The organism is Tuberibacillus calidus DSM 17572 (assembly GCF_000430685.1).
Classification (GTDB): domain Bacteria; phylum Bacillota; class Bacilli; order Bacillales; family Sporolactobacillaceae; genus Tuberibacillus; species Tuberibacillus calidus.
This window is the reverse complement of the sequence record NZ_AUMM01000047.1, coordinates 1-24,073: the sequence shown is the minus strand read 5'-3', so window position 1 is coordinate 24,073 and position 24,073 is coordinate 1. Positions and strand designations below refer to the sequence as shown.

General features: G+C 42.7%; 25 protein-coding genes. 23 read left to right on the top strand and 2 right to left on the bottom strand.

Annotation, left to right across the window (positions count from 1 at the left end):
• The first annotated feature begins 186 nt into the window (after window positions 1-186).
• The 12 genes from rpmH to H532_RS0111650 all read left to right on the top strand — a co-directional run bounded on the left by rpmH (window position 187) and on the right by H532_RS0111650 (window position 11,026).
• Complete coding sequence (gene rpmH, locus H532_RS0111705) at window positions 187-321, top strand: 50S ribosomal protein L34 (protein ID WP_027725641.1); 135 nt, start codon at window positions 187-189, stop codon at window positions 319-321.
• A 284-nt stretch (window positions 322-605) separates the two neighbouring features.
• Window positions 606-965 carry a ribonuclease P protein component gene (gene rnpA, locus H532_RS0111700; RefSeq protein ID WP_038112293.1) on the top strand — a complete coding sequence of 120 codons (360 nt, stop codon included), beginning with the start codon at window positions 606-608 and terminating at the stop codon, window positions 963-965.
• Complete coding sequence (gene yidD, locus H532_RS0111695) at window positions 962-1,183, top strand: membrane protein insertion efficiency factor YidD (RefSeq protein ID WP_027725639.1); 222 nt, start codon at window positions 962-964, stop codon at window positions 1,181-1,183. Before rnpA ends, yidD begins: the two co-directional genes overlap by 4 nt.
• Window positions 1,184-1,239: 56 nt before the next feature.
• A complete protein-coding gene (gene spoIIIJ / locus H532_RS0111690; protein WP_027725638.1) occupies window positions 1,240-2,004 on the top strand; it encodes a YidC family membrane integrase SpoIIIJ in 765 nt (254 codons plus the stop codon).
• Window positions 2,001-2,630, top strand: coding sequence for an RNA-binding cell elongation regulator Jag/EloR (jag, locus tag H532_RS0111685; protein ID WP_027725637.1), 630 nt, complete (start codon window positions 2,001-2,003; stop codon window positions 2,628-2,630). Before spoIIIJ ends, jag begins: the two co-directional genes overlap by 4 nt.
• A gap of 445 nt (window positions 2,631-3,075) precedes the next feature.
• Window positions 3,076-4,452: a tRNA uridine-5-carboxymethylaminomethyl(34) synthesis GTPase MnmE gene (gene mnmE / locus H532_RS0111680; RefSeq protein ID WP_027725636.1), complete on the top strand. Its 1,377-nt coding sequence runs from the start codon at window positions 3,076-3,078 to the stop codon at window positions 4,450-4,452.
• Window positions 4,453-4,478: 26 nt separating this feature from the next.
• Window positions 4,479-6,365 (top strand): tRNA uridine-5-carboxymethylaminomethyl(34) synthesis enzyme MnmG, encoded by a 1,887-nt coding sequence (mnmG, locus tag H532_RS0111675; protein ID WP_027725635.1) that lies wholly within the window; start codon window positions 4,479-4,481, stop codon window positions 6,363-6,365.
• Window positions 6,366-6,377: 12 nt separating this feature from the next.
• Window positions 6,378-7,091 (top strand): 16S rRNA (guanine(527)-N(7))-methyltransferase RsmG, encoded by a 714-nt coding sequence (rsmG, locus tag H532_RS0111670; RefSeq protein WP_027725634.1) that lies wholly within the window; start codon window positions 6,378-6,380, stop codon window positions 7,089-7,091.
• A 171-nt stretch (window positions 7,092-7,262) separates the two neighbouring features.
• On the top strand, window positions 7,263-8,111 hold the full coding sequence (gene noc / locus H532_RS0111665; protein WP_027725633.1) for a nucleoid occlusion protein: 849 nt from the start codon (window positions 7,263-7,265) through the stop codon (window positions 8,109-8,111).
• Between the two features lie 319 nt (window positions 8,112-8,430).
• Window positions 8,431-9,189 carry a ParA family protein gene (locus H532_RS0111660; RefSeq protein ID WP_027725632.1) on the top strand — a complete coding sequence of 253 codons (759 nt, stop codon included), beginning with the start codon at window positions 8,431-8,433 and terminating at the stop codon, window positions 9,187-9,189.
• Window positions 9,186-10,037: a ParB/RepB/Spo0J family partition protein gene (locus H532_RS0111655; protein ID WP_027725631.1), complete on the top strand. Its 852-nt coding sequence runs from the start codon at window positions 9,186-9,188 to the stop codon at window positions 10,035-10,037. Before H532_RS0111660 ends, H532_RS0111655 begins: the two co-directional genes overlap by 4 nt.
• A 284-nt stretch (window positions 10,038-10,321) precedes the next feature.
• On the top strand, window positions 10,322-11,026 hold the full coding sequence (locus tag H532_RS0111650; protein WP_027725630.1) for a DUF554 domain-containing protein: 705 nt from the start codon (window positions 10,322-10,324) through the stop codon (window positions 11,024-11,026).
• 33 nt (window positions 11,027-11,059) lie between these two features.
• Here H532_RS0111650 and yyaC read toward each other — a convergent pair whose 3' ends face one another.
• On the bottom strand, window positions 11,060-11,668 hold the full coding sequence (gene yyaC / locus H532_RS18690; RefSeq protein ID WP_051263288.1) for a spore protease YyaC: 609 nt from the start codon (window positions 11,666-11,668) through the stop codon (window positions 11,060-11,062).
• An 89-nt stretch (window positions 11,669-11,757) separates the two neighbouring features.
• On the opposite strand from yyaC, the gene H532_RS0111640 reads away from it, so the two are divergent.
• The 7 genes from H532_RS0111640 to rpsR all read left to right on the top strand — a co-directional run bounded on the left by H532_RS0111640 (window position 11,758) and on the right by rpsR (window position 17,741).
• Window positions 11,758-12,774, top strand: a complete 1,017-nt coding sequence (locus tag H532_RS0111640) for a YkvI family membrane protein (RefSeq protein ID WP_027725629.1) — start codon at window positions 11,758-11,760, stop codon at window positions 12,772-12,774.
• Between the two features lie 569 nt (window positions 12,775-13,343).
• The gene (locus tag H532_RS0111635; RefSeq protein WP_027725628.1) at window positions 13,344-14,726 is read left to right on the top strand and encodes a glycine--tRNA ligase; all 1,383 of its coding nucleotides are present in this window, start codon (window positions 13,344-13,346) and stop codon (window positions 14,724-14,726) included.
• A 122-nt stretch (window positions 14,727-14,848) separates the two neighbouring features.
• Window positions 14,849-15,049: a DUF951 domain-containing protein gene (locus H532_RS0111630; protein WP_027725627.1), complete on the top strand. Its 201-nt coding sequence runs from the start codon at window positions 14,849-14,851 to the stop codon at window positions 15,047-15,049.
• 344 nt (window positions 15,050-15,393) lie between these two features.
• Window positions 15,394-16,494 (top strand): redox-regulated ATPase YchF, encoded by a 1,101-nt coding sequence (gene ychF / locus H532_RS0111625; protein ID WP_027725626.1) that lies wholly within the window; start codon window positions 15,394-15,396, stop codon window positions 16,492-16,494.
• Window positions 16,495-16,695: 201 nt separating this feature from the next.
• A complete protein-coding gene (rpsF, locus tag H532_RS0111620; protein WP_027725625.1) occupies window positions 16,696-16,986 on the top strand; it encodes a 30S ribosomal protein S6 in 291 nt (96 codons plus the stop codon).
• Window positions 16,986-17,498, top strand: a complete 513-nt coding sequence (gene ssb / locus H532_RS0111615) for a single-stranded DNA-binding protein (protein WP_425426273.1) — start codon at window positions 16,986-16,988, stop codon at window positions 17,496-17,498. The genes rpsF and ssb overlap by 1 nt, the downstream gene beginning before the upstream one ends.
• 15 nt (window positions 17,499-17,513) lie before the next feature.
• Window positions 17,514-17,741 carry a 30S ribosomal protein S18 gene (rpsR, locus tag H532_RS0111610; RefSeq protein WP_027725623.1) on the top strand — a complete coding sequence of 76 codons (228 nt, stop codon included), beginning with the start codon at window positions 17,514-17,516 and terminating at the stop codon, window positions 17,739-17,741.
• A gap of 230 nt (window positions 17,742-17,971) precedes the next feature.
• Here the strand turns inward: rpsR and H532_RS0111605 are convergent, their stop codons facing one another.
• Window positions 17,972-18,448 carry a chemotaxis protein CheW gene (locus tag H532_RS0111605; protein ID WP_027725622.1) on the bottom strand — a complete coding sequence of 159 codons (477 nt, stop codon included), beginning with the start codon at window positions 18,446-18,448 and terminating at the stop codon, window positions 17,972-17,974.
• Window positions 18,449-18,687: 239 nt separating this feature from the next.
• Between H532_RS0111605 and H532_RS0111600 the strand changes: the two genes are divergently transcribed.
• Genes H532_RS0111600 through dnaB form a run of 4 tightly spaced genes read left to right on the top strand, consistent with a single transcriptional unit; the run spans window position 18,688 to window position 23,474 of the window.
• Window positions 18,688-19,614 (top strand): YybS family protein, encoded by a 927-nt coding sequence (locus H532_RS0111600; protein ID WP_027725621.1) that lies wholly within the window; start codon window positions 18,688-18,690, stop codon window positions 19,612-19,614.
• A 54-nt stretch (window positions 19,615-19,668) separates the two neighbouring features.
• Window positions 19,669-21,609: a DHH family phosphoesterase gene (locus tag H532_RS0111595; RefSeq protein WP_027725620.1), complete on the top strand. Its 1,941-nt coding sequence runs from the start codon at window positions 19,669-19,671 to the stop codon at window positions 21,607-21,609.
• Window positions 21,606-22,049, top strand: coding sequence for a 50S ribosomal protein L9 (rplI, locus tag H532_RS0111590; RefSeq protein WP_027725619.1), 444 nt, complete (start codon window positions 21,606-21,608; stop codon window positions 22,047-22,049). The genes H532_RS0111595 and rplI overlap by 4 nt, the downstream gene beginning before the upstream one ends.
• A 54-nt stretch (window positions 22,050-22,103) precedes the next feature.
• Entirely contained in the window at window positions 22,104-23,474 is a 1,371-nt protein-coding gene (gene dnaB / locus H532_RS0111585) for a replicative DNA helicase (protein WP_027725618.1), read from the top strand.
• Window positions 23,475-24,073 lie beyond the last annotated feature (599 nt).

Below are 24,073 nucleotides of genomic sequence, written 5' to 3'. Positions count from 1 at the left end.
ATACCAAGCGATAGCGCGGTAGGGTAGGCGTACAAAATTAGGGTGCCGGAGATATTGATCTATAAAGGTTGTCGAGAAAATCTTGACACATACGAGTGATTGCGAGACCTTGACATTTACGCTTATCCCAATTATAATGAGTCAGAGTCTTTATGTATGGAGAGCATCCCTTGGGAGGTGTTATAGATGAAACGGACTTATCAACCGAATAATCGGAAACGAAAAAAAGTACACGGGTTTCGCGCCCGCATGAGCACGGCAAACGGCCGGAAAGTTCTTGCGCGCCGCCGCCGTAAAGGAAGAAAAGTATTGTCAGCTTAAGACCACTGTTCTCTCACAGTGGTCTTTTTTCTACGGGTGAGGGAGTCAATCATTTTCAATTCAGTACGAGGACAACGAAAGCCCAACTTTGATTCTAACTCCGTCCAAATGGTTTAACAGAGTCAAGGTTTTTTTACTAATGAGGGAATATAAATATAAAGACTGTTAAACCCGAAACTTTTTTGTCTATAATAGGATAGATGTATAAAAAGTGAAACAAAATGTCTCTTTGATTCGTAAAATCAATGTAAGGCATTCCATTTCTTAATGGAGTGACAACAACTGTGAAGAAAATACAGAGATTGAAAAAAAACGAGGATTTTCAAAACGTCTTTCAGCATGGCCGCTCTACTGCTAATCGACAATTTGTAGTATATGTCTTAGCCCAAAAAGGACAACCCTATAATCGCATCGGTTTATCCGTCAGCAAAAAGATCGGCAATGCCGTCACTCGGAATAGGGTAAAAAGATATATACGAGAAATCGTCAGGGTACTTGAGAACCATTTCAACATTGGGATGGATTGTGTTATTATAGCGAGGAAACCAACAGCGGACATGGATTATTGGCAAACGAAAGCGTCCCTCTCTCATGTGCTAAAAAAATCGGGAGTTTTGCGGCCGATAAAGGACGAGCAAAAATGAAATGGCTGGCCATATTTTTCATTAAAATTTATCGAAATGTCATTTCACCTATAAAGCCGCCAAGCTGCCGTTTTTACCCAACTTGTTCCGAATACGGCTTAGTGGCCTTTCAACGCTTTGGTTTTCTTAAGGGATTTTGGTTAACATTTAAAAGAATTCTCAAGTGCCATCCCTTTCATCCTGGAGGATATGATCCGGTTCCGGAGAAAGAAAAATGATATGAAAACGATACATAGTTTTTTGTAGGTAACGAGGTTTCAAGGAGGTTAAACGATTGCGCAAGAAGTTATGGTTAACAGGGGTACTATTACTGTTATTTTTCGTGCTTACTGGATGTTCAGATTTAAACCAGCCGATCGATGCCAACAGTAAGGGCATTTGGAATGAATGGTTTGTTTACCCGCTCTCTTGGTTTATAAAATATGTGGCTCATATTTTCAATGGTAGTTATGGTATTTCCATCATTATTTGTACCATCATCATCCGGCTTATTATTTTACCTTTAATCATCAAGCAAATAAAAAATTCCAAAGCGATGCAGGAAATGCAGCCGGAAATGAAGAAATTAAGAGAAAAGTACAGTTCGAAAGATGCTGAAACGCAGAAAAAATTGCAACAAGAAACCATGCTATTGTTTCAAAAATATAATGTGAACCCCTTGGCAGGTTGCTTTCCATTACTCATTCAAATGCCCATTTTAATCGCATTCTACCATGCGGTTTATCGGACCGAAGAGATTCGCAATCACACTTTTCTTTGGTTCAGTCTAGGGCATGTCGACTATATTTTACCGTTTATTGCAGCGGCTACGACTTTTATCCAACAAAAGATTATGGTCGGCCGCATGGGGAACGCCAATCCGCAAATGGCGATTATGACCTATGTTTTCCCGATTATGATTGCCATTTTTGCCTTTAATTTTCCGGCTGCATTGGCGCTTTATTGGGTCGTCGGCAATATTTTTATGATTTTCCAAACGTACTTTATTTATGCTCCGAGTAAATCAAAAACCAAGGAAACAGGGGGAGCGACAAAGTGAAAGAAGTGACGGTCAGCGGGAAATCGGTGGATGAAGCTTTAGAGGAAGCCTTGAAAACTTTACAAGTTTCGCAAGATGAAGTGGATGTAGAAGTCTTGGAGGAGCCTAAAAAAGGACTTTTAGGATTTATCGGATCAAAACAAGCGGTCATTAAAGTAACCGTAAAAGTAGATCCGATTCACAAGGCGCAGGACTACTTGCAAGCGATCATAAAAAAAATTGGCATTGATTCCGAAATAGCGATTAACAAAATTGGTGACCGGGACTATCAATTTTTGATAACCGGTGAAGATTTAGGGCTCGTTATTGGGAAAAGAGGGCTGACGTTAAATGCCCTTCAATATTTAACGAACCTCGTCGCCAACCAATCTTCGGATGCCAATGTTCGCATTGAGTTGGACGCTGAAAACTATCGGGTGCGACGCAAAACGGCATTGGAAAAATTGGCTCAAAGGACGGCGGATCGCGTAAGAAAAACTAAAAAAGCTGTGAAGTTAGAGCCGATGCCATCCCATGAGCGAAAAATAGTCCATATGGCATTGCAGGATGTTGCTGAGATTACCACTTATTCCACCGGAGAAGAACCGAACCGCGCCGTTGTTATCGATTTTAAAAATAAAGAGTAAATTTTAATCAGGTTTTGACCCGAGACTTTGAGGGCAGGCACCCTCAGAGTTGAGGGTTATTTTTTTACCGGTAATAAAGGTGTTTCATTTTACATTCAATCCAGATTATGGGAAACGTTGGCTCTATCATTGCCTAAAAGGCTCGGAAGTACCAAGTTTTCTTGACTTTTTTACAAGGTGACCATCAACGCCCGTTAAGTGATAAGAAAAAAATAAGTACCTTTTCAACTTGCCCCACTTAAACCTTTCCAACGGCGACGGGTTAAATCTATCCACATGGGGATAAAATGGGGTTGAAAAAAGATATCTTTATCCACAGTGGATTTTGTGGTATGCTAATCCTTTAGGAGGCTATCCACTGTGGAAAACGCCTTGTTTTATTTTTGGACTTAATCACTGTTGATATATCGCTCATGTCATGGTTTTGTGAAGGTAGGTGAGATGTGTGGAAAACGATACCATAGCAGCCATTTCAACGCCGATTGGAGAGGGAGCAATCGCCATTGTTCGATTAAGCGGCCCTGAGGCGATTCGTATCTGCGATAAAATTTATAGAGGAAGTAAACCGTTGGTTGCCGTCGACTCACATACGATTCATTACGGGAAGATCATTGACCCGCAAACCGGAAAAACAGCGGAGGAAGTCATGGTGACTGTCATGCGGGCTCCGAAGACTTTTACCAGAGAAGATGTTGTGGAAATTAATTGTCATGGTGGACTCGTCTCTGTCAATCGCGTTTTGGAATTGGTGTTAAATGCCGGGGCACGCCTCGCAGAACCAGGTGAATTTACAAAGCGGGCCTTTTTGAACGGTCGCATTGATTTATCACAAGCCGAAGCGGTGATGGATTTGATCCGTGCCAAAACGGATCGAGCAATGGGTGTGGCGCTTGATCAGATGGAAGGGCGACTGTCGAAATTGGTGCGAAACCTTCGGCAAACATTGCTTGAAATCATCGCGAGTGTTGAAGTGAACATTGACTATCCGGAGTATGATGCCGAGGAAGTGACGCATGATTTATTGATTCGGCAAGCGTCTGATGTCAAAGCGGCGATTGAATCACTGCTTGAGACGGCAAGACAAGGGAAAATTCTTCGCGAAGGGTTGTCGACGGCCATCATCGGCCGCCCTAATGTTGGGAAATCCTCATTATTAAATACGCTCGTACATGAGAGTAAGGCAATTGTCACGGATATTCCGGGTACGACGCGTGATATTATTGAGGAATATGTGAACGTCCGGGGTGTTCCATTAAGACTTATCGATACAGCGGGGATCCGCGAGACGGAGGATATCGTCGAACGAATCGGTGTTGAACGCTCCAGAAAAGCGTTGAAAGAAGCCGATTTGGTGTTGCTCTTATTGAACAACAGCGAGCCGCTGACTGAAGAAGATAAACGTCTTTTTGAAGCTATAGAAGGCATGGATGCGATCATTATCGTGAACAAAACGGATTTACCAGCTGCGATCCCTTTAGATGAGGTGAAACAGCTGGCCAATGGCCGACCGGTGATCACCACATCACTTATTAACGAAGAAGGGATCGAACAACTGGAAGAAGCGATTGCCAAGTTATTTTTCAAAACGGGGATAGAATCCAGAGACCTGACGTATGTCACAAATGCTAGGCACATCGCTTTATTAAACCAAGCTTTGCAGTCGATCAATGATGCCATCGATGCCGTTCAAGCAGGCTTGCCTATTGATATGGCACAAATCGACATTCGTAAAACGTGGGAGCTTTTAGGTGAAATCGTTGGGGATACGGTCTCGGAAAGTTTGATAGATCAACTCTTTTCTCAATTCTGTCTTGGCAAATAAAAATTAATAGAAAGGTGGGATTAGCCATGACATATTTTGCCGGTGATTTTGATGTGATTGTGATTGGGGCGGGGCATGCCGGTGTGGAAGCAGCGCTTGCTTCTGCAAGAATGGGTGCCAAAACCCTTATATTGACGTTAAATTTGGATACTATTGCCTTCATGCCATGTAATCCATCCATTGGCGGCCCGGCTAAAGGGGTAGTCGTCCGGGAAATCGATGCCCTGGGCGGTGAAATGGGACGAAATATTGATAAAACCCATATTCAAATGCGTATGCTAAATACGAGAAAAGGTCCGGCAGTCCGTGCCTTGCGCGCTCAAGCCGATAAGTTTTTGTACGGTCGTGAAATGAAAAAAACGCTCGAAAAAGAAAAAAACTTGACGTTATGCCAAGGGATGGTTGAACGGCTAATCGTTGAAAACGGCGTTTGCAAAGGTGTCGTAACGAATACGAATGCGGAATACCACGCAAAAGCGGTTGTGATAACAACAGGGACTTTCCTTCGCGGTAAAATTATTATTGGCGACTTGTCTTACGAGAGTGGCCCAAACAATATGCAACCGTCCATCAATCTGTCGTACCATTTGCAAGAACTGGGCTTTGAAATGGTCCGATTTAAAACGGGGACACCACCGCGCGTTAATGGAAATACTATTGATTACAGTAAAACGGAAATTCAACCTGGTGATGATGAGCCTCTCGCCTTTTCCTATGAAACAACGGAATATAAAACCGACCAAATTCCTTGTTGGCTGACGTATACCAACGAGAAAACGCATGCATTAATTAATGCCAATCTTGACCGGGCACCGATGTTTTCCGGTGCCATTAAAGGGACGGGACCGCGTTACTGCCCATCCATTGAAGATAAGGTGGTGCGCTTCAGTGATAAACCTCGTCATCAGGTGTTCCTGGAACCGGAAGGCCGTAACACAGACGAAGTGTATGTGCAAGGTTTATCCACCAGTTTACCTGAGGATGTTCAAAAAGAAATGTTAAAAACCATCCCTGGGCTAGAAAATGTCTCCATGATGCGTCCGGGTTATGCCATCGAATATGATGCGATCGTACCGACCCAATTGTGGCCGTCTCTTGAAACGAAATTAGTAAAAGGCCTCTTTACTGCAGGACAAATTAATGGCACATCAGGGTATGAAGAGGCTGCTGGTCAAGGGATCATCGCTGGAATTAATGCGGCGCGCTACGTGTTCCAACAAGACCCCATCATTCTTGATCGGTCACAAGCCTATATCGGTGTGTTAATCGATGACCTTGTCACGAAAGGTACAAACGAACCGTATCGCTTACTCACATCAAGAGCGGAATACCGTCTGTTGTTGCGTCATGACAATGCCGATTTGCGATTAACCGAAATCGGCCATGACATTGGGTTAATCTCTGAAGAACGCTACCAACGTTTTGTTGAAAAACGCCGGTTAATTGAACAAGAAAAGGAACGCTTAGCTGAGCTCATCGTCAAACCGACTCCGGAGCTGCAAGCATTGATCAAATCTTTGGGTGGCTCGGAATTAAAAGAATCGGTCAGCGCCATTCAACTTCTGAAGCGGCCGGAGATGACTTACGAAGCGCTTTCCTCTCTTTATCCATCGGAGCAAAAACTTCCGAAAGAAGTTACCGAACAAATTGAAATTCAAGTGAAATATGAAGGCTATATTGCTAAACAACTACAGCAAGTAGAACGGATGAAGAGGATGGAGGAAAAGAAAATTCCCCAAGACCTCGACTATATGGCAATTAATGGTCTAGCGACTGAGGCAAAACAAAAGTTAAGCCAAGTCCGACCGATTTCTGTCGGCCAAGCGTCACGCGTTTCCGGCGTTAACCCAAGTGATATCTCCATTCTTTTGGTTTACCTTGAACAAGGAAAATTGGCGAAGGTGGCCCAATAACGGAGGACGGTCATGTTTGATTTCAATCAAGTCTTAAAGGAGAAAGGGATTTCCCTTTCTCCATTACAACTTAATCAATTACATAAGTATTATGAACTGTTGATCGAATGGAACGAAAAGATGAATTTGACGGCCATTACCGATGAAAAAGCGGTTTATTTAAAACATTTTTTTGATTCCTTAACTCCAAGTTTCTTCTATAACTTTTCTGAGGGCCATAAATCTGTTTGTGATGTTGGTTCCGGGGCTGGTTTTCCGTCAATTCCTTTAAAAATTGTTTTTCCTAATCTGAATGTCACGATTGTGGACGCTTTAAACAAACGACTGCATTTTTTAAGAGCGCTGGTCGATGCGCTGCAATTATCGGATGTGGCGCTTTTTCACGATCGGGCTGAAACTTTTGGTCGGAAAGCCGAGTTTAGGGAACAGTTTGATGTCGTCACCGCCCGCGCTGTGGCCCGCTTAACGGTGTTGAGTGAATATTGCCTTCCTTTAACAAAAATCGGCGGTGTCTTTATTGCCATGAAAGGTGCGAATGGCAAGGAAGAGCTCCTTGAAGCAGAAAATGCGATTCACCTTCTTGGGGGAAAACTCGATCGTATGGAGTCATTATTGTTACCGGAAGAAGAAAGTCATCGTTATCTCTTTTTTATCAATAAAACAAAACCCACGCCGAAAAAGTACCCAAGAAAACCTGGGCTCCCCAGTAAAGAACCACTGAAATAAAACCTCTTTTTATGGTATGATAAGGACAGTCGGTTTAAATGGCGTTCCGCCGCGTTTTAAAAATGTTTCACGTGAAACACATATGTACAGGCAGGATTTTTACATAGTATAAACGAATTAATACATGTACGACATTAGAGAACCGGGAAATCAAAAAGGGTGGTGACGTCAATGAAACATCCTTTTTCCAAACTGTTTGGTCAAGGGGAAAAACAAGAATTGTCTGAAACGGAACCGCATGAAAGGGTCGAAGAATTACCAATCGATGCGATTACGCCAAATAGATTTCAACCAAGAACCATCTTTCAAGATGATAAAATTGAGGAACTTGCTCGGACATTGGAGACGCACGGCATCATTCAGCCTATCGTTGTTCGTCAATATGAAGAAAATAAGTATGAAATCATTGCCGGTGAGCGCCGTTGGCGGGCAGCCAATCATCTCGGTTGGAAAACCATTCCGGCCATTATTAAAAGTTACGACGATGAAAAAACGGCAGCGGTTGCGTTAATAGAAAACTTACAAAGGGAAGAACTCACCGCCATTGAAGAAGCCATGGCTTATGCCAAACTCATAGACATCCATGGCTTGACGCAGGAAAGCCTTGCCCAACAATTAGGGAAAGGACAATCGACCATTGCGAATAAGCTAAGGCTATTGAAATTGCCAACGAGTATTCAAAATGCTCTATTAGAGAAAAAAATTACCGAACGCCATGCCAGAGCTTTAATTGCTTTAAAAAACTTACCCGAAAAACAAGCACAAGTTTTTAATGAAATTCTTGAAAAGAATTTGAATGTAAAACAAACAGAAGACCGCATTAAAAATATTTTAGAGAAAAAGACGAAACCAAAACCTAAACGAAGATCGGTGCTTCTCAGTAAAGATGTTCGGATTGCTGTTAATACGATACGGCAATCGGTGTCGATGGTGACTGAGACAGGGGTCAAAATCGATACAAGTGAAGAGGATTTAGGCGATTATTATCAATTTACGATTAAAATACCAAAGAATAGTTAAAGAAAAAGGGGCCAGGGGAGGCTTCTTTTTTATACTGGTGAGAAAGTATAGCGCTTTAGAAACTCGTAAACGAAGTCTCTCTACACCCAAAAGGCTTGTAATGTTAAGAATGTATATTATAGATTAAGCCAATCTTCACTAAGGGATGGGTAGAATTTTAAAAAGCCATGTCCTTATTTTAATGAAAATCTCCTTTCATTCACAAGGTTTGGTTTATCGGCGAGTTTAATTTAATGGGAATACTGTAAAACTATTATTCTTTACTCTATTTCATGATAAAATGTTGTTATTGAATATGGAAGTTTATGAGGTGAAAATGTTGGGTTTAATATTTTCGATCGCCAATCAAAAAGGCGGTGTTGGTAAAACGACGACATCTGTAAACCTTAGTGCCTGTATGGCTTATATGGGAAAAAAGGTGCTTTTAATTGATATTGATCCCCAAGGTAACGCAACAAGCGGGGTTGGCATTGAAAAAGGTGACGTCGAAGAATGCATATATAATATACTTGTAGATGATGTCGACCCGGAGGACGTGATCAAACCGACAGATGTGGAAGGACTCGATATCATTCCCTCTACGATACAATTAGCTGGTGCGGAAATTGAACTTGTCCCCACGATCTCTAGGGAAGTGCGGCTTTCGCGAGCGTTGGAAAAAATTAAGAATAAGTATGACTATATCATAATTGATTGTCCACCATCTTTAGGCCTCTTAACAATCAACGCGCTTACAGCTTCTAATTCCGTCATTATTCCGGTCCAATGTGAATATTACGCTTTGGAAGGTCTAAGTCAATTGCTCAGCACTGTCCGTCTTGTGCAAAAACATCTCAATCACCATTTGATGATTGAAGGCGTGCTTTTAACAATGTTGGATGCGCGAACAAATTTAGGCATTCAAGTCATTGATGAAGTGAAAAAATATTTTCAAGATAAAGTTTACCGCACCATCATTCCAAGGAATGTCCGACTGAGTGAAGCGCCGAGTTATGGCAAACCGATTATTATTTATGACCCCAAATCACGTGGTGCCGAAGTTTATTTAGAACTGGCAAAGGAAGTGATGAATGGATGACAAGAGGGTTAGGTAAAGGCATCAATGCTTTTTTTCCTGATGCACTGACGGAAGACAATGAGGCTGTGATAGAAATTAAAGTAAAGGATTTGAAACCAAATCCTTATCAACCGCGGAAAAATTTTGATGAAACAGCCATTCAGGAATTAAAAGAATCCATACAAGAACATGGCATTATCCAGCCATTGATTGTCAGAAAAGGATTAAAGGGCTATGAAATCGTCGCGGGTGAAAGAAGATATCGGGCAGCCATAGAAGCTAAACTGAAAACCGTTCCTGCCATCGTTAAGTCTTTGACTGACGCAAAAATGATGGAAATTGCATTAATAGAAAATTTGCAACGGGAAAATTTAAATCCAATCGAAGAAGCACAAGCTTATAAAAAACTTATAGAGGAATTAAACATCACACAAGAAGAGCTATCGAAGAGGGTGGGCAAAAGCCGACCACACATTGCCAATCAGTTGCGGTTGCTCCAATTAAATGAACCGATTCGCCAACTCATTGCTGAGGGTAAACTTTCCATGGGCCATGGACGAGCACTTTTATCATTGAAAAATAAGAGCAAATTGCCATTCGTTGTCGATAAAGTGATTAAAGATCAAATGAATGTGCGTGATTTGGAAAAATGGATTCAAAAATTAAATCAAAATGTTTCACGTGAAACATCGAAAAAAACAAAACCTAAAAAAGATGCTGTGATAAAGGAAAAAGAAGCGATTTTACGTCAACGGTTCGGAACCTCGGTCGAAATAAAACCGACCAACAAATCCGGCAGAGGGAAAATTGAAATTGAATATTACTCTGTTGATGATTTAAATCGGTTGCTTGAACTGTTAGAAGGATAAGAGAATCACTTTTCACAGTGGTTCTTTTTCTTTGTGCTGGTAAGAGGATATTTTATTACTGGCATCGCATGATTAGGGTTGTCCTTGTATGTAAGATCACCTTTTTGGACTAGCATCAGGCAACTCAGGCTCTGCTTTTACACAAAAAAGCTCGTACTGGAATTTTAACTAGTCCTGCACAAAGAAAACTTTCAGATTCAGCATTCACCTAAGGCTTGGCAGAGCAAAATTTTTTAGCAGAGCAAAGTTTACCATATTTTATGTGAGCGGAGTGGTTTGAGAAAATGGCGTTGTTCGGGACGATTGTGAATACCTTAGCGATCATCTTTGGGAGTCTGATAGGAACGTTATTCCAACGAATTCCCGATAAAGTGAAAACGACTGTGACACAGGGCATGGCATTGGCAGTCGTCGTTTTAGGCTTGCAGATGGCGTTAAAAAGCCAGCATTTTTTAGTAGTGATTGGCAGTTTAGCGTTAGGCGGCATTATAGGGGAATGGTTAGATTTAGAGAAATATTTGAATCGGTTCGGTAGTTGGTTGGAAAGACTTGTTGGCGGTGAAAAGTCTGAACAGAATATCGCGAAAGCATTTGTGACGGCGACTTTAGTTTTCGTTGTCGGCGCCATGGCAGTAGTTGGTGCAATTGATAGTGGTTTGAAGGGCGACCATCGAGTGCTTTATACGAAATCGATGTTAGATGGTTTTTTTGCCATTATTTTTGCGACGACCTTAGGCATCGGCGTGCTTTTTTCTGCGTTTCCCGTTCTTATTTATGAAGGGGCTATTGCCTTAGCGGCGACAGGAATTGTCCGATTTATTCCTGATCAATTATTACAAAGTTTTCTTGCTGAAATGACGGCAACCGGTGGTGTTTTGATTCTTGCTATCGGCTTGAATCTTTTAAACATTACAAAGATCAAAACGGCGAATTTGCTCCCAAGTCTAGTGGTTTGTGCGGGTATCGTCACTTTTTTATTTTACATATAAGGAATAAACGCTCCTTTAAAAATAGGAGCGTTTTTATTTGAAAGTAATTTTAGTCGGAGAGGAAGAGAGAAAGTGCCGCTTTAGGGAATAATGCACACAGTCACCGATGACTTCGGCCATGCCCATAACAAGGGATAAGCGCGTGTTTTGTAAAACAATGTATTCCATATACCCACTTACATTAACGATCCCCGTTATGTGTATATGACCGACGGGAGGTAAATCCTTTTTGACACCTGCCCCCGGGATAAGCGGCCCTCTGGCAGCGGTAATTGTCCCGATATTATAGTGACGTCCGAGACAGGCATCAATCGCAATGATAAAGGGATCGCAATATCGTTCACTAATTTCTTTAAGCGTCGCCTTTAAATTAATCGCATGTACGGGCTCTTCAAGTGTACCATAGACGACATAAGGCCGGTCTTTAAACTTTAGTAAATGGGTGCCGACGAGAGGACCCAAGGAATCACCCGTTGAGCGGTCGGTGCCAATCGAAACAATAACAATCGGTCGAGTTGAATCGACGTCTTTTAATAATCTGTCAAGCTCCTTTGAAAGTTTTACTCTCGACGTCGGATCTTTATATGAAATTCTATCTTCATTGCCTTTAATAAATGTCCGAATTGTCCCTTTTAGACTCATAGGTTCCTCTCCTTCGTCATAACAGTAATAGTATACGGAGGAAAAGCGATTTCTATACATTGGATGAAAAAAATTGGAGGAAACCATTTGTGGTTTTAGCTGGGTTAAGATGGATGTTTTTGATTCTTGGAACGATGATCGGCGCTGGATATGCTTCAGGACGGGAACTATGGCAATTTTTTGGACAAGACAGCAGTTTAGCCATTTTACTTTTTACCATTTTGTTTATCTTTTCGACGTATTGGATCATGCGCATCAGTTATGAAAGAAAAACCGTACATTATCTTCCGGTGCTTTCGGCTGTGCTCGGAGAAAGATTAGCAGCCGTCTATGATTTTCTGCTTTTTTCCTCATTATTTACGACAACAGCGGTCATGCTATCGGGAGGCGGCGCCACGTTAGAAATCTTGCATGTGCCTTATTGGTATGGGGTAGCTTTTATTGGCGTGCTTCTGATAGTTGTCTTTATTAGAGGGGTAAAAAGTATGGTTACCATCAATATGTTCATTGTTCCAGTGCTCATTCTCGTCTTGCTTCTGATTTTATTGTTATCTAGTCATGGAATGAAATATTCCTGGGTACTTCCTTGGGATGGACCGGCCAATTGGCCGCGGGCATTGATGTTTACGGCGTTAAATGTCATTTCTTTGGTAGCTGTTGTTGGCGCCATTGGTCATGAAATTCTATCAAAAGGAGAAATTTGGCTGGCATCGGTCGGCAGCGGATTAATATTAGGAGGCATTTCTTTTTTCTACAATCAGTCGTTAGTACAAGTCACGAAAGACTTGTTGATTTATGAAATTCCGCTTTATGCCCTTATTAAGTCGTTTCCATATTTTTTTAATATAATTGTCTCAGCCGTTCTTTGGTTTGCCATTTTTACAACGGCTTCGACAGGACTCTTAGGTTTAGTGACAAGAGTGGGTAAATACATTAAAAAGCCTGCTTGGGTGTTGACACTTATTTTTTTGGTCTTAATGTTCCCTTTAACTCTAGTTGGCTTTTCAACGCTTATTCAAGTGCTTTATCCTCTGTATGCCTTATGCAACTTATACTTTTTGGCTGCTCTTCTAATTTACCCCATTAATGAAAGGGGACGAAAATAACATGAAAAGATGCCGGGAATCTTTTAAAATACTTCAAGCAGGGAATTGTAAAGGGGAAAAGCTACTTCAAATAATTGAGGGAGACATATGAAATAACAAAAGGCATTCACAGGATTTGTTTTTACTTTAAAAAGATGTCTGGCAACATCATTGGCCTTATTTGGCTGAAGACAATTTTTATTTTACAATAACTGGATTTTTGATTTAGTTACAAGCTGCAATTTTTCCAGGGCAGTAATCAATCTCCCCAACGGCAGAAAAAATTTCAATGGCATTTGCGTTCCCAGAAGGAGTTATCATATAATACGATTATAACAATGATGAAATATGGCACGGCGATGATGGAGAGAGTACTGCTTTCGTTTTCGGCAAAGCGATCCGGGGAGAGTGTGAGCCCGGACCAAAACCAGCAGGAAAGGCACTCCTAAGCTGTTTTTAATGAAGGGGTCATGTTTCGCACATGACAATTAGGGTGGAACCGCGGGAAGCTCCCGTCCCTAGGCAATGATTGGCCTTTGGACGGGGCTTTTTCTCATTTCTTAAGAACATAATTAAAGAGGGTGTTTGTGATGTCTGTAACAATGGAAAAAATCGTTCATCTTGCCAAACAAAGAGGGTTTATTTTTCCAGGCTCCGAAATCTACGGCGGCCTTGCGAATTCTTGGGATTACGGCCCTCTTGGAGTTGAATTGAAAAACAATGTCAAAAAGGCGTGGTGGAAAAAATTTGTTCAGGAATCGGAATATAATGTTGGGCTGGATGCCGCGATTTTGATGAACCCAAAAACATGGGAAGCCTCCGGCCATCTGAAAAATTTTAATGACCCAATGATCGATTGTAAGGCATGTAAGGCCCGCCATCGCGCCGATAAATTATTAGAAGGCCAAATAGATGAAAAGGCATTAGGCCGCTCTATTGAAGGCATGAGCTTTACAGAAATGGAAGAGTTGATCGATACCCATCATGTCACATGTCCGAACTGCGGCGCTCATGATTTTACGCCGATTCGCCAATTCAATTTAATGTTTAAAACGTATCAAGGGGTAACAGAAACGAGCGCGGATACGATTTATTTACGCCCGGAGACCGCTCAAGGGATTTTCGTCAACTTCAAAAATGTGCAACGAACGATGCGCAAAAAGATTCCGTTCGGCATTGGTCAAGTTGGTAAAGCCTTCCGCAATGAGATTACGCCGGGGAATTTTACGTTTAGAACCCGGGAATTTGAACAATTGGAACTAGAGTTTTTCTGTGCCCCCGGCGATGAAGAACAATGGTTTGATTACTGGAAAACGTTTAGCCGGAATTGGCTCACATCGTTAAACATGCAACCAGAACATATTCGACTGCGTGACCATGAACCCGAAGAATTGCCGCATTACAGCAAAGGTACAACCGATATTGAATACCTCTTTCCGTTTGGTTGGAGTGAGCTGTCTAGCATTTCTTCGCGCACGGATTATGATTTGAAACAGCACATGGCATTATCGGGTGAAGATTTGCAATACATTGATCCCGTCACAAACGAACGGTATTTGCCATATGTCATTGAACCGTCATTAGGTGCCGATCGTGTCACCCTCGCCTTTTTAATCGATGCCTATGACGAAGAACAGGTTGGAGATGGCGATATCCGTACCGTTTTGCATTTGCATCCTGCTTTAGCACCATATAAGGCAGCTATTCTTCCGCTTTCGAAAAAGCTCGATGAAGAAGCGCATAAAATCTATCGCGACCTGTCGAAGCGATTCATGGTTGATTATGATGTCACGGGATCAATCGGCAAGCGCTATCGCCGTCAGGATGAAATCGGCACACCGTATTGTATCACTTTTGATTTCGATTCTTTAGAAGACGGTCAAGTGACGGTTCGGGATCGCGATACAATGGAACAAGTGAGACTGCCCATTGCGAACCTTGCCACATTCCTTGAGGAAAAACTGACTTTTTAATAAAGACAATAAAGTATAAAATATTTCTAGACCTGCAAAAGGACAACTGAGGCTCTACCTACGCCCTAATAGGCTTGGCAGAGCCAAGTTTTCATTATCCTGTTAACTAGGGGGAATGAAACATGCCGGAAGACAAAGTGTTTCAGCTTCATGATGTTGTGGAGATGAAAAAACAGCACCCTTGTGGTGAAAACCGTTGGAAGATCATCCGAATGGGCGCCGACATACGCATTAAATGTCAAGGGTGTGGCCATAGCGTCATGCTTCCCAGAAGTGAATTTAAGAAAAAGTTAAAAAGGGTTTTAAGTCACGAAGAGGAATAACAGCGGGGCATCCCCGCTTTTTTATACGGGTAGGAAAGGCTATCATTCTTCCGGCTACGATAGGGAAAAGCTCTACCGTCCTAAAGGCTTGGCGGAGCAAAGGTCCTTTAAAAGGATTGCGTTGAAGAATCGAGCGAAAGGTTTTTGCTTATGGAAAATTGCTTTTTATGTACGCGTCAAACGTTTTTTAAAAATCTTCGCCTAAGTCAGGCCTTTAAAATCGGTTTTCCACAAATTCTAATGCATTCCCCGGGAAATAGCGATAAATCGATATCATCAGTTGTAGGTGTTCGCGACATTCAAATATAATGAAAAAGGTTATATAGAATTTGAGGAGTGTTACCATGGGATTGACAACCGGAATTGTTGGTTTACCCAATGTCGGCAAATCAACATTATTTAATGCGATTACTCAAGCGGGGGCTGAGTCTGCCAATTACCCTTTTTGTACCATTGACCCCAATGTCGGTCGGGTGAATGTTCCTGATCCGCGCTTGGATGATTTAACAGCGATGTTTCGTCCGAAAGAAACGATACCAACGACATTTGAATTCACGGATATTGCTGGTCTTGTGAAAGGCGCAAGCAAAGGTGAAGGGCTTGGCAACCAATTTTTGTCTCATATACGTCAAGTGGATGCCATCTCCCATGTTGTCCGTTGTTTTGAAGATAAAAACATCACGCATGTTGCAGGAAAAGTCGACCCGCTCGATGATATTGAGACGATTAACTTGGAATTGATTTTGGCCGATTTGGAATCTGTCAATAAGCGGATCCCAAGGGTCGAGAAAATTGCTAAACAGAAAAACAAAGAGGCAATGATTGAACATTCAGCCCTGCAAAAGCTAAAGGAAGCTTTTGAAAATGGCCAGCCGGCACGTGCCGTAGAATTAACAGATGAAGAAAAATTGGCCGTGAAGCCTTTAAACTTTTTGACAATGAAACCTGTCTTGTACGTGGCGAATGTTTCAGAGGACGACATCGTTTCCGGCACAGACAACGAATGGGTCAAACAAGTTAAAGCTTTTGCCGAGAAGGAAGGCTCGGAAGTGGTCGTCATTTCGGCGAAAATTGAAGCGGAAATTGCCGAACTTGACCCGGAAGAAAAAGCTGCCTTTTTGTCCGAACTCGGCATTTCACGCTCGGGGCTGGATCAGCTCATCGAAAAAAGTTACAAGCTGTTGGGGCTTGCCACTTATTTTACGGCGGGCGAAAAAGAAGTCCGCGCTTGGACGTTTAAACGCGGCATGAAAGCACCGCAAGCTGCCGGCATCATCCATAGTGATTTTGAACGCGGCTTTATTCGCGCTGAGGTCGTGTCGTTTGAAGATTTAATGGCCGCAGGATCGATGGCGAAGGCGAAAGAAAATGGACGCCTCCGTCTCGAAGGGAAAGACTATGTCGTCCAAGATGGCGATATCATGCATTTCCGCTTTAATGTCTGATTGGTCTACAATCCCCTATCAATGTTTAAGCGGAGCTCGTCATTTTTTAGAAACGCCAATGTTTCTGCTTGGTCATGGAAAATCTCACCGTGCTTCGGAAATGATTGATTTTAATAGATGAATGCTCTATAATATATCTTTGTGAGTGGAAAACCCCTCTGCTCCTTCGGGGGCCGTACAGACCACAGGGAGGTGAAATATATGCGTAAATACGAAATCATGTACATTCTGCGTCCTGATCTTGATGAAGAAGCTGAAAAAGCAGCTAAGGAAAACTTAGCCAAAATCTTGACGGATAATGGCGCGGAAATCAATGAAGTACAAGAAATGGGTAAACGCCGCTTGGCCTATGAAATTGATGGTCATCGTAACGGTATTTATGTTGTTCTCTATGTCACAGCGGGAACGGAAGCCATTAACGAGTTTGACCGTTTGGCCAAAATTAATGAGAACGTGATTCGTTTTATGACCATCCGAGACGAACGTGAATAATGTCAAAAACGGGGAGAGTTCTGATGATTAATCGTGTGATTTTAGTCGGTCGGCTGACTAGGGACCCTGAGCTCCGTTACACGCCAAGCGGAGTGGCGGTGGCGAATTTCACGATTGCTGTCAATCGTCCGTTTACCAACCAACAAGGGGAACGGGAAGCTGATTTTATACAAATCGTTGTTTGGCGGCGTCAAGCCGAAAATGTGGCCAATTTCGTCGGAAAAGGGAGCCTTGTCGGCATTGATGGTCGTCTGCAAACGCGCAGCTATGATAATAGCGAAGGTCGGCGCGTTTATGTAACGGAAGTTGTTGCAGATAATGTTCAATTTTTAGAACCAAAGGGTGCCAGAGGTCAGGCGCCGGCAATGAACCCATCATCATTTACGTCACAACCACAGGCTCCGAATCGTGGCGCACATCAGGACCTCGGTGATCCGTTCGGACATAGTGATGACCCGTTTGCAGGAGAAGGTCAACCGATTGATATTTCGGATGATGATTTACCTTTTTAAGAAGGAGGGAACAGCATGGCACGTCGCGGACGCGGTAAACGCCGCAAAGTATGTTACTTTACGGTTAATAATATTAAGTACATCGATTATAAAGACGTTGACTTGCTTAAACGGTTTATCTCGGAACGCGGTAAAATTTTACCACGCCGTGTCACGGGAACGAGTGCAAAATATCAACGCCAATTGACAAGAGCGATCAAACGCGCACGTCAAATGGCTTTATTGCCCTATACCGTTGAATAAAAGCGCATAAGAGAAGACCGGCAGGCTGAACGAACAGCGCCGGTCTTTTTTGTACTTGGAAAGAATGAATAACATTTTTCGGCAAGCATAAGGGCAACAAAGGCTCTTTTCGCCAAAGGCTTGCACTTGCTTTTTATTTAGTTGACGGTAAAGTGCAAAGAAGGCTCGACCTTCGCCTAAAAAGCAGGCAGAGCCTAGTTTTTCTAAAGCAGAGCCAGGTTTCATGATGTTTACGTGGCTGCCAAACGTTTCGCCTCAGACTTTAAATCGGACATGATGGCGTCTAGCGCGAGCAAATCGGCTTCTCCATAACCGGATGGTTGAATGGCCCCATGGATATACTTAGAGGACAATGAATTTTCATCCGTATCTATCGCTCTCCATTCCGATGCTTGAAAGCTCGTTAACGCTTCAACCTGATCGGCACATAACGCAAATGCTTCTCCATCAACCTGAACAAGGATCATTCGCGCGTCATCCTCATTCGTTTTTACTTTTTCAAGGTCTAATAAAACAGCAAGGTCAACGATGGGATAAATCTTGTCCCTAACCGAAATGATGCCCGTAACGGAAGGCGGCGAAAGCGGCACTTTTCTTTCCTTTACAACATGGATAATTTCGATAATGGCTTCAATCGCAACAGCAAAACGGTGCGATCCTCTAGAAAACAGTATTACGTTTTTGGAAACACCTGGTTCCAATACCACGGTTGAACACTCCCAATAAGAGATCTCCTCCATTCCTATTATCGGCAAAAAAGCTGATTTTGTTAATGATTTTCATGTCCGCACCTGTCTTGGAAAACGCGAAAAATGGTTTATAAATGGGCGGTAACGGTCAAGATGGAAAAAGATAGTAGGCGTAACACCCTCTTCTCGTTGCCGAAAGGCGAAAAAATAACTAAAATATAAAGATGTATATAAAAATATTTGAGGAGATTCATTTGATGAGAGATACCAAAGCGTTCATTGAAGGGGCATTAATAACTGCGATTTTTGTCGTCTTTTTTTTAATCTGTTTTTATATCCCTCCGTTATCTTTGATCGGGGTGTTTTTCTGGCCGCTTCCCTTAATGTTTTATACAGCTAAACGGGGACTGAAGCTTGGTTTGACAGTCTTTTTGGCATCTGCTGTTTTAACGCTTTTGTTTACGCATATTTTGTCAGTTTTTGGAGCTGCCATTTTTCTTGTTATCGGACTCGTCATGGGGTATATGATCCATTTGCGGAAGTCAGCTTTTGCCATTTTAACTGCCGGAAGCCTTGCAGCTATTCTTTCCATTGTCAGCTATTACGGTATTTTGGTATCATTTTTCCAAATGGATCCCATTAAAGAAATCGTCAACAGTGCCATTCATTTTTCTCATGAGGCAGAAAAATGGGGGCCGATTGCGGCCGAAAAGGAATGGCAGACTTATCGCGAATCGCTTACACTTCTTCCCACACTCACGCCAATGATTTTAACGGTGAGCGGCATTGGCTTGACCTTTATTGTTCAGCTTGTTAGCGCACCAATCATTCGGCGATTAGGTATCTCTTTTCCAAAGTGGCCACCTTTTCGAGATTGGACATTGCCTCAAAGCCTAATTTGGTATTATTTTATAACGCTAGCCATTTTAATTTTCGGCGGGTTGGAAAATGGTCAACCGCTTTTTATGTTCGTCTTTAATGTCTTTGAAATCCTGGAGATGGCGATGCTTCTTCAAGGTATAACCTTTATATTTTACTTTTTTTACACGAAAGGAACAGCTGTGGCTGTACCAATTCTCTTATCAGTCATCGGGGTTCTTTTCCCTTTTACGCTTTATATCATTCGTATATTAGGTATAATTGATTTAGGGATCGGTTTAAGAGCGCGCATAAGAAAACAGTAAGAACAAATAGGGGTTGACGGTATGTCAAAGAAATGGATATATGGGGGGCGCCGTATGACGGTATACATTGCGGCGTTTTTAATGCTCATTTTTGTAGGATTGACCGCCGTTATCAATCCTTATTTAGGCCTGTTTGGGGGCATTGTTTTTCTTATTGCCGCTGTCGCTTTAAGAACGGTCTATCTAAAGCAAGCCGCACAGGCCGAAACCTATATCGAGGCTTTAACATGTCGAATAAAAAAAGCCGGGGAAGAAGCTTTTCAAGAGATGCCGGTCGGTGTCGTTCTTTATGATGAAGCCTATCAGATCGAATGGTTTAACCGATTTATGGCTGAGTTAACCGCTGAACGACCAAATCTTATTTCAAAGCCTCTGAGTGAGTTATCCGATCAACTGATCCCAATGATAAAAGAAGAAAGTGATCGGGATATCGTTGAAATTGACGGGCATCTTTATCGCGTGATGATAAAGCCGGATGAACGCCTCCTTTATTTTTTTGATATCACAGAGATTATAGAAACGAAAGCGAAATATGAAAATGAAAAAACGGTGTTCGGCATCCTCTGTCTTGATAATTACGATGAAATCACCCAAGGCATGGATGATCAAGAACGAAGCCGATTAAATAACGAAATCACCAATTTACTTAAAGATTGGGCGACCGAACACGGCATTTATTTTAAAAGGTTTTCTTCTGAAAAGTTCATCGTCGTCATGAATCGTAAAATTCTTCGGGATTTAGAGAAAAACCGTTTTGATATTCTTGATAAAATAAGAGAAGAAACATCGGAAGAACCGGTGCCGCTAACGATCAGCATCGGAATCGGAGCCGAGGCTGCTGATTTCATCGAACTTGGGCAGTTGGCGCAATCGGCATTAGATCTTGCCTTGGGACGTGGCGGAGATCAAGTCGCCATTAAACATCCATCGGGAAAAGTCCGGTTTTTCGGAGGGAAAACGAACCCGATCGAAAAGCGCACCCGCGTCCGGGCTCGCGTCATTTCACATGCTTTATCCGAACTCATTCGGGAAAGCAGCCAAGTGTTTGTGATGGGGCATAAACAGCCGGATATGGATGCCATTGGTTCTGCCATCGGCATTATGAAAATCGCAGAAGCCTGTGGGAAAACAGCATCAATCGTCCTTGAAGCGGAACAACACACAACGGGGATTACCCGTTTACTAGAACTAATTAAACAAAAAGAAACTCTTTGGAGTAAGTTTATTGCTTCGGATCAAGCGTATGAATGGGTGACTTCCGAAACGCTTGTTGTCGTCGTTGATACGCATCGGCCAGATATGGTCGCAGAGCCAAGGTTATTAGAGGCCTCTGATAGAATCGTTGTCATTGACCACCATCGCCGTGGTGAAGAGTTTATCGAAGATCCTGTCTTAGTCTATATGGAACCTTATGCTTCATCGACGGCTGAATTAGTCACTGAATTATTGGAATACCAAACAAAACCGCCGAAGCTTGATGTCCTAGAGGCCACCGCAATTCTTTCGGGGATTGCGGTTGATACGAAAAACTTTACCATGCGCACGGGTGCGCGGACATTTGATGCCGCTTCTTTTTTGCGTGGAAACGGGGCCGACACAGTTATCCTTCAGAAACTGCTTAAAGATGACCTTCAACAATACAAGAAAAGAGCCTTGCTGATTCAAAAAGCAAAGATTTACAGAGACCATATCGCGATCGCTGTTGGAGGAGAAAAGGACATTGACGATCAAGTCATTATTGCTCAGGCAGCGGATACTCTCCTTTCTATGAATGGCATAAAGGCTTCTTTTGTCATTTGTAAGCGGCCGGATGGCCAAGTGGGCATTAGCGCACGATCACTCGGTGACATCAACGTCCAAGTGATTATGGAAAACCTTGGTGGAGGCGGTCATCTAACCAACGCCGCCACACAGATGGATACAACCATTGAAGAAGCTGAAGACCGGTTGAAAAAAGCGATTGATACATTTCTTGAAGGGGGAGATACTGAATGAAAGTGATTTTTTTAAAAGATGTCAAAGGCAAAGGAAAAGCCGGTGACGTCAAGGAAGTTTCCGAAGGTTATGCCAGAAATTATCTCATTCCCAGAAAGCTAGCAGTGGAAGCGAATAAAAGCAATCTCAACCAGTTGGAGCAACATAAAAAACAAGAAGCCAAGCGCCAAAAGGAAGAACTTGAAGCAGCGCAAAAGGTAAAAGCACAAATCGAGGCGCTTGAAGTGACGATCCCAGCTAAATCCGGTGAAGGCGGTCGTCTTTTCGGGTCGGTGACATCGAAACAAATTGCGGATGCACTAAAAGCAAAAAAAATACAAATTGATAAGCGGAAAATCGATTTACCCGAGCCCATTCGGACGTTGGGTTATACGAATGTGCCCATTAAATTGCATCCGAATGTTACCGCCACATTGAAAGTCCATGTCAAGGAACAGTAACAAAGTCAGGACACTTTGCGATACCAAAAAAGACTGGGGAATTGAAGGTAAACCATGAGTGATTTATTTGCTGATCGGACACCGCCACAAAATATACAAGCTGAACAAGCCGTTTTGGGGGCCATCTTTTTAGAGCCGTCCGCTATTGGAGCGGCTTCTGAAAGATTGATGCCTGAAGATTTTTACAGGACGAGCCATCAACGGATTTTTCAAGTGATGCTGGATTTATCGGAACGCGGTGAACCGGTTGATGTCGTGACGGTAACGGCTGAATTACGCAACCAAAAACTATTAGATGAAGTCGGTGGACTCGATTACATTAGTGAGCTGGCAAACTCAACACCGACGGCGGCAAATATTGAGTTTTACAGCCAAATCGTTGAGGAGAAATCACTGCTTAGGCGATTGATCCGCTCTGCGACTAAGATCGTATCAGACGGATACACAAGAGATGACGATGTCGATGTCATTTTGGATGATGCTGAGAAGGCGATTCTCGAAGTTTCGCAACGAAAACGATCCACCGCTTTTCAGTCAATTAAGGACATCCTCGTTGAAGCCTATGACAACATCGAAATGCTTCATAATCGCAAAGGTGATGTGACGGGCATCCCCACCGGTTTTATTGAACTGGATCGGATGACGGCCGGCTTTCAGAAAAACGACTTGATCATCGTCGCGGCGCGTCCTTCTGTCGGGAAGACGGCGTTTGCGCTCAATATCGCTCAAAACGTCGCCACGAAAACGAATGAAAATGTCGCGATTTTCAGCCTTGAGATGGGTGCTCAACAATTGGTCATGCGGATGTTGTGCGCGGAAGGTAATATTGACGCACAAAGGCTCCGTACCGGTAAATTAGCGGAAGAAGATTGGCAAAAGCTGACGATGGCAATGGCCAGTTTGTCCAATGCGGGTATCTATATTGACGATACCCCCGGGATAAGGGTCAATGAAATTCGTTCAAAATGCCGCCGCTTAAAACAAGAAAAGGGCCTGGGCATGGTACTAATAGACTATTTGCAACTTATCCAAGGGTCAAGGACCGGAAGAAACGAAAACCGCCAACAAGAAGTTTCCGAGATTTCTCGTTCTTTGAAGGCGATTGCCCGCGAGTTGGAAGTCCCTGTCATTGCTTTATCGCAGCTCTCCCGTGGCGTGGAATCGCGTCAGGATAAACGCCCGATGATGTCCGATATACGGGAAAGCGGAAGCATCGAACAGGATGCCGATATCGTCGCCTTCCTATACCGCGATGATTATTACAATAAGGAATCGGAAAAACAAAACATTATCGAAATCATTATCGCTAAACAAAGAAATGGCCCGGTCGGCACCGTTGAACTTGCCTTCATTAAGGAATACAACAAATTTGTCAACCTTGAACGCCACCATACAGAAAACGAAATACCGCAACGCACGTCATAAAGATGAAAAGGCTAATCGGCCCAAAGCGCCGCGTTTTTCCGGCTTTAAGTCGGAAACGGGGCGCTTTTTTAAAGGATAAGAAAGTATAAAAATTCGGGTCTACCACAGTGATGTAAACTGTGGTATTTTTCATGTACGGAAACGGCTAAGAAAGTTATCAAGCTCTTTTTGGCCTATAGGAATGTACTTTTTTTGATTTTTTAACTATTGAAGGTGCTTTTTCCAACATCCCTCTTTGTCTGTGCCATTCATTTTATATACTCCCTCTATAAAATAAAGTTTTTCTTAAAATTACTCGCATTTTCTCCGGAAATCTGCACCAATTGTTTTTACCTGTCAATCAATTCATGGATATTATAGGTATTTTACCTAATAAATGGATGTTTAAGTTGACTTCGTGTAAGACAAAGGTTCTATTTACCTTTATCTGGTAACAAAGATATGATCGCACATAGGGATCTCCACAACGCTCATGGCGGTTTACCCTCCCATGTCTCACAGAGTCAAAGCTCTTACATTCCTTCGTTCTACCTATCCATGAGGTGGAGGCCGGAAAAGCTCCTTTACTGGGTCATGCCCGAATGGTACAAATCACTCCG

Coding starts and splice junctions, on each gene's coding strand:
- rpmH (WP_027725641.1), top strand. CDS start 187: ATGAAACGGACTTATCAACCGAATAATCGGAAACGAAAAAAAGTACAC.
- yidD (WP_027725639.1), top strand. CDS start 962: ATGAAATGGCTGGCCATATTTTTCATTAAAATTTATCGAAATGTCATT.
- mnmG (WP_027725635.1), top strand. CDS start 4,479: ATGACATATTTTGCCGGTGATTTTGATGTGATTGTGATTGGGGCGGGG.
- rsmG (WP_027725634.1), top strand. CDS start 6,378: ATGTTTGATTTCAATCAAGTCTTAAAGGAGAAAGGGATTTCCCTTTCT.
- noc (WP_027725633.1), top strand. CDS start 7,263: ATGAAACATCCTTTTTCCAAACTGTTTGGTCAAGGGGAAAAACAAGAA.
- H532_RS0111655 (WP_027725631.1), top strand. CDS start 9,186: ATGACAAGAGGGTTAGGTAAAGGCATCAATGCTTTTTTTCCTGATGCA.
- H532_RS0111650 (WP_027725630.1), top strand. CDS start 10,322: ATGGCGTTGTTCGGGACGATTGTGAATACCTTAGCGATCATCTTTGGG.
- yyaC (WP_051263288.1), bottom strand. CDS start 11,668: ATGAGTCTAAAAGGGACAATTCGGACATTTATTAAAGGCAATGAAGAT.
- H532_RS0111635 (WP_027725628.1), top strand. CDS start 13,344: ATGTCTGTAACAATGGAAAAAATCGTTCATCTTGCCAAACAAAGAGGG.
- H532_RS0111630 (WP_027725627.1), top strand. CDS start 14,849: ATGCCGGAAGACAAAGTGTTTCAGCTTCATGATGTTGTGGAGATGAAA.
- ychF (WP_027725626.1), top strand. CDS start 15,394: ATGGGATTGACAACCGGAATTGTTGGTTTACCCAATGTCGGCAAATCA.
- rpsF (WP_027725625.1), top strand. CDS start 16,696: ATGCGTAAATACGAAATCATGTACATTCTGCGTCCTGATCTTGATGAA.
- ssb (WP_425426273.1), top strand. CDS start 16,986: ATGTCAAAAACGGGGAGAGTTCTGATGATTAATCGTGTGATTTTAGTC.
- rpsR (WP_027725623.1), top strand. CDS start 17,514: ATGGCACGTCGCGGACGCGGTAAACGCCGCAAAGTATGTTACTTTACG.
- H532_RS0111600 (WP_027725621.1), top strand. CDS start 18,688: ATGAGAGATACCAAAGCGTTCATTGAAGGGGCATTAATAACTGCGATT.
- H532_RS0111595 (WP_027725620.1), top strand. CDS start 19,669: ATGACGGTATACATTGCGGCGTTTTTAATGCTCATTTTTGTAGGATTG.
- rplI (WP_027725619.1), top strand. CDS start 21,606: ATGAAAGTGATTTTTTTAAAAGATGTCAAAGGCAAAGGAAAAGCCGGT.
- dnaB (WP_027725618.1), top strand. CDS start 22,104: ATGAGTGATTTATTTGCTGATCGGACACCGCCACAAAATATACAAGCT.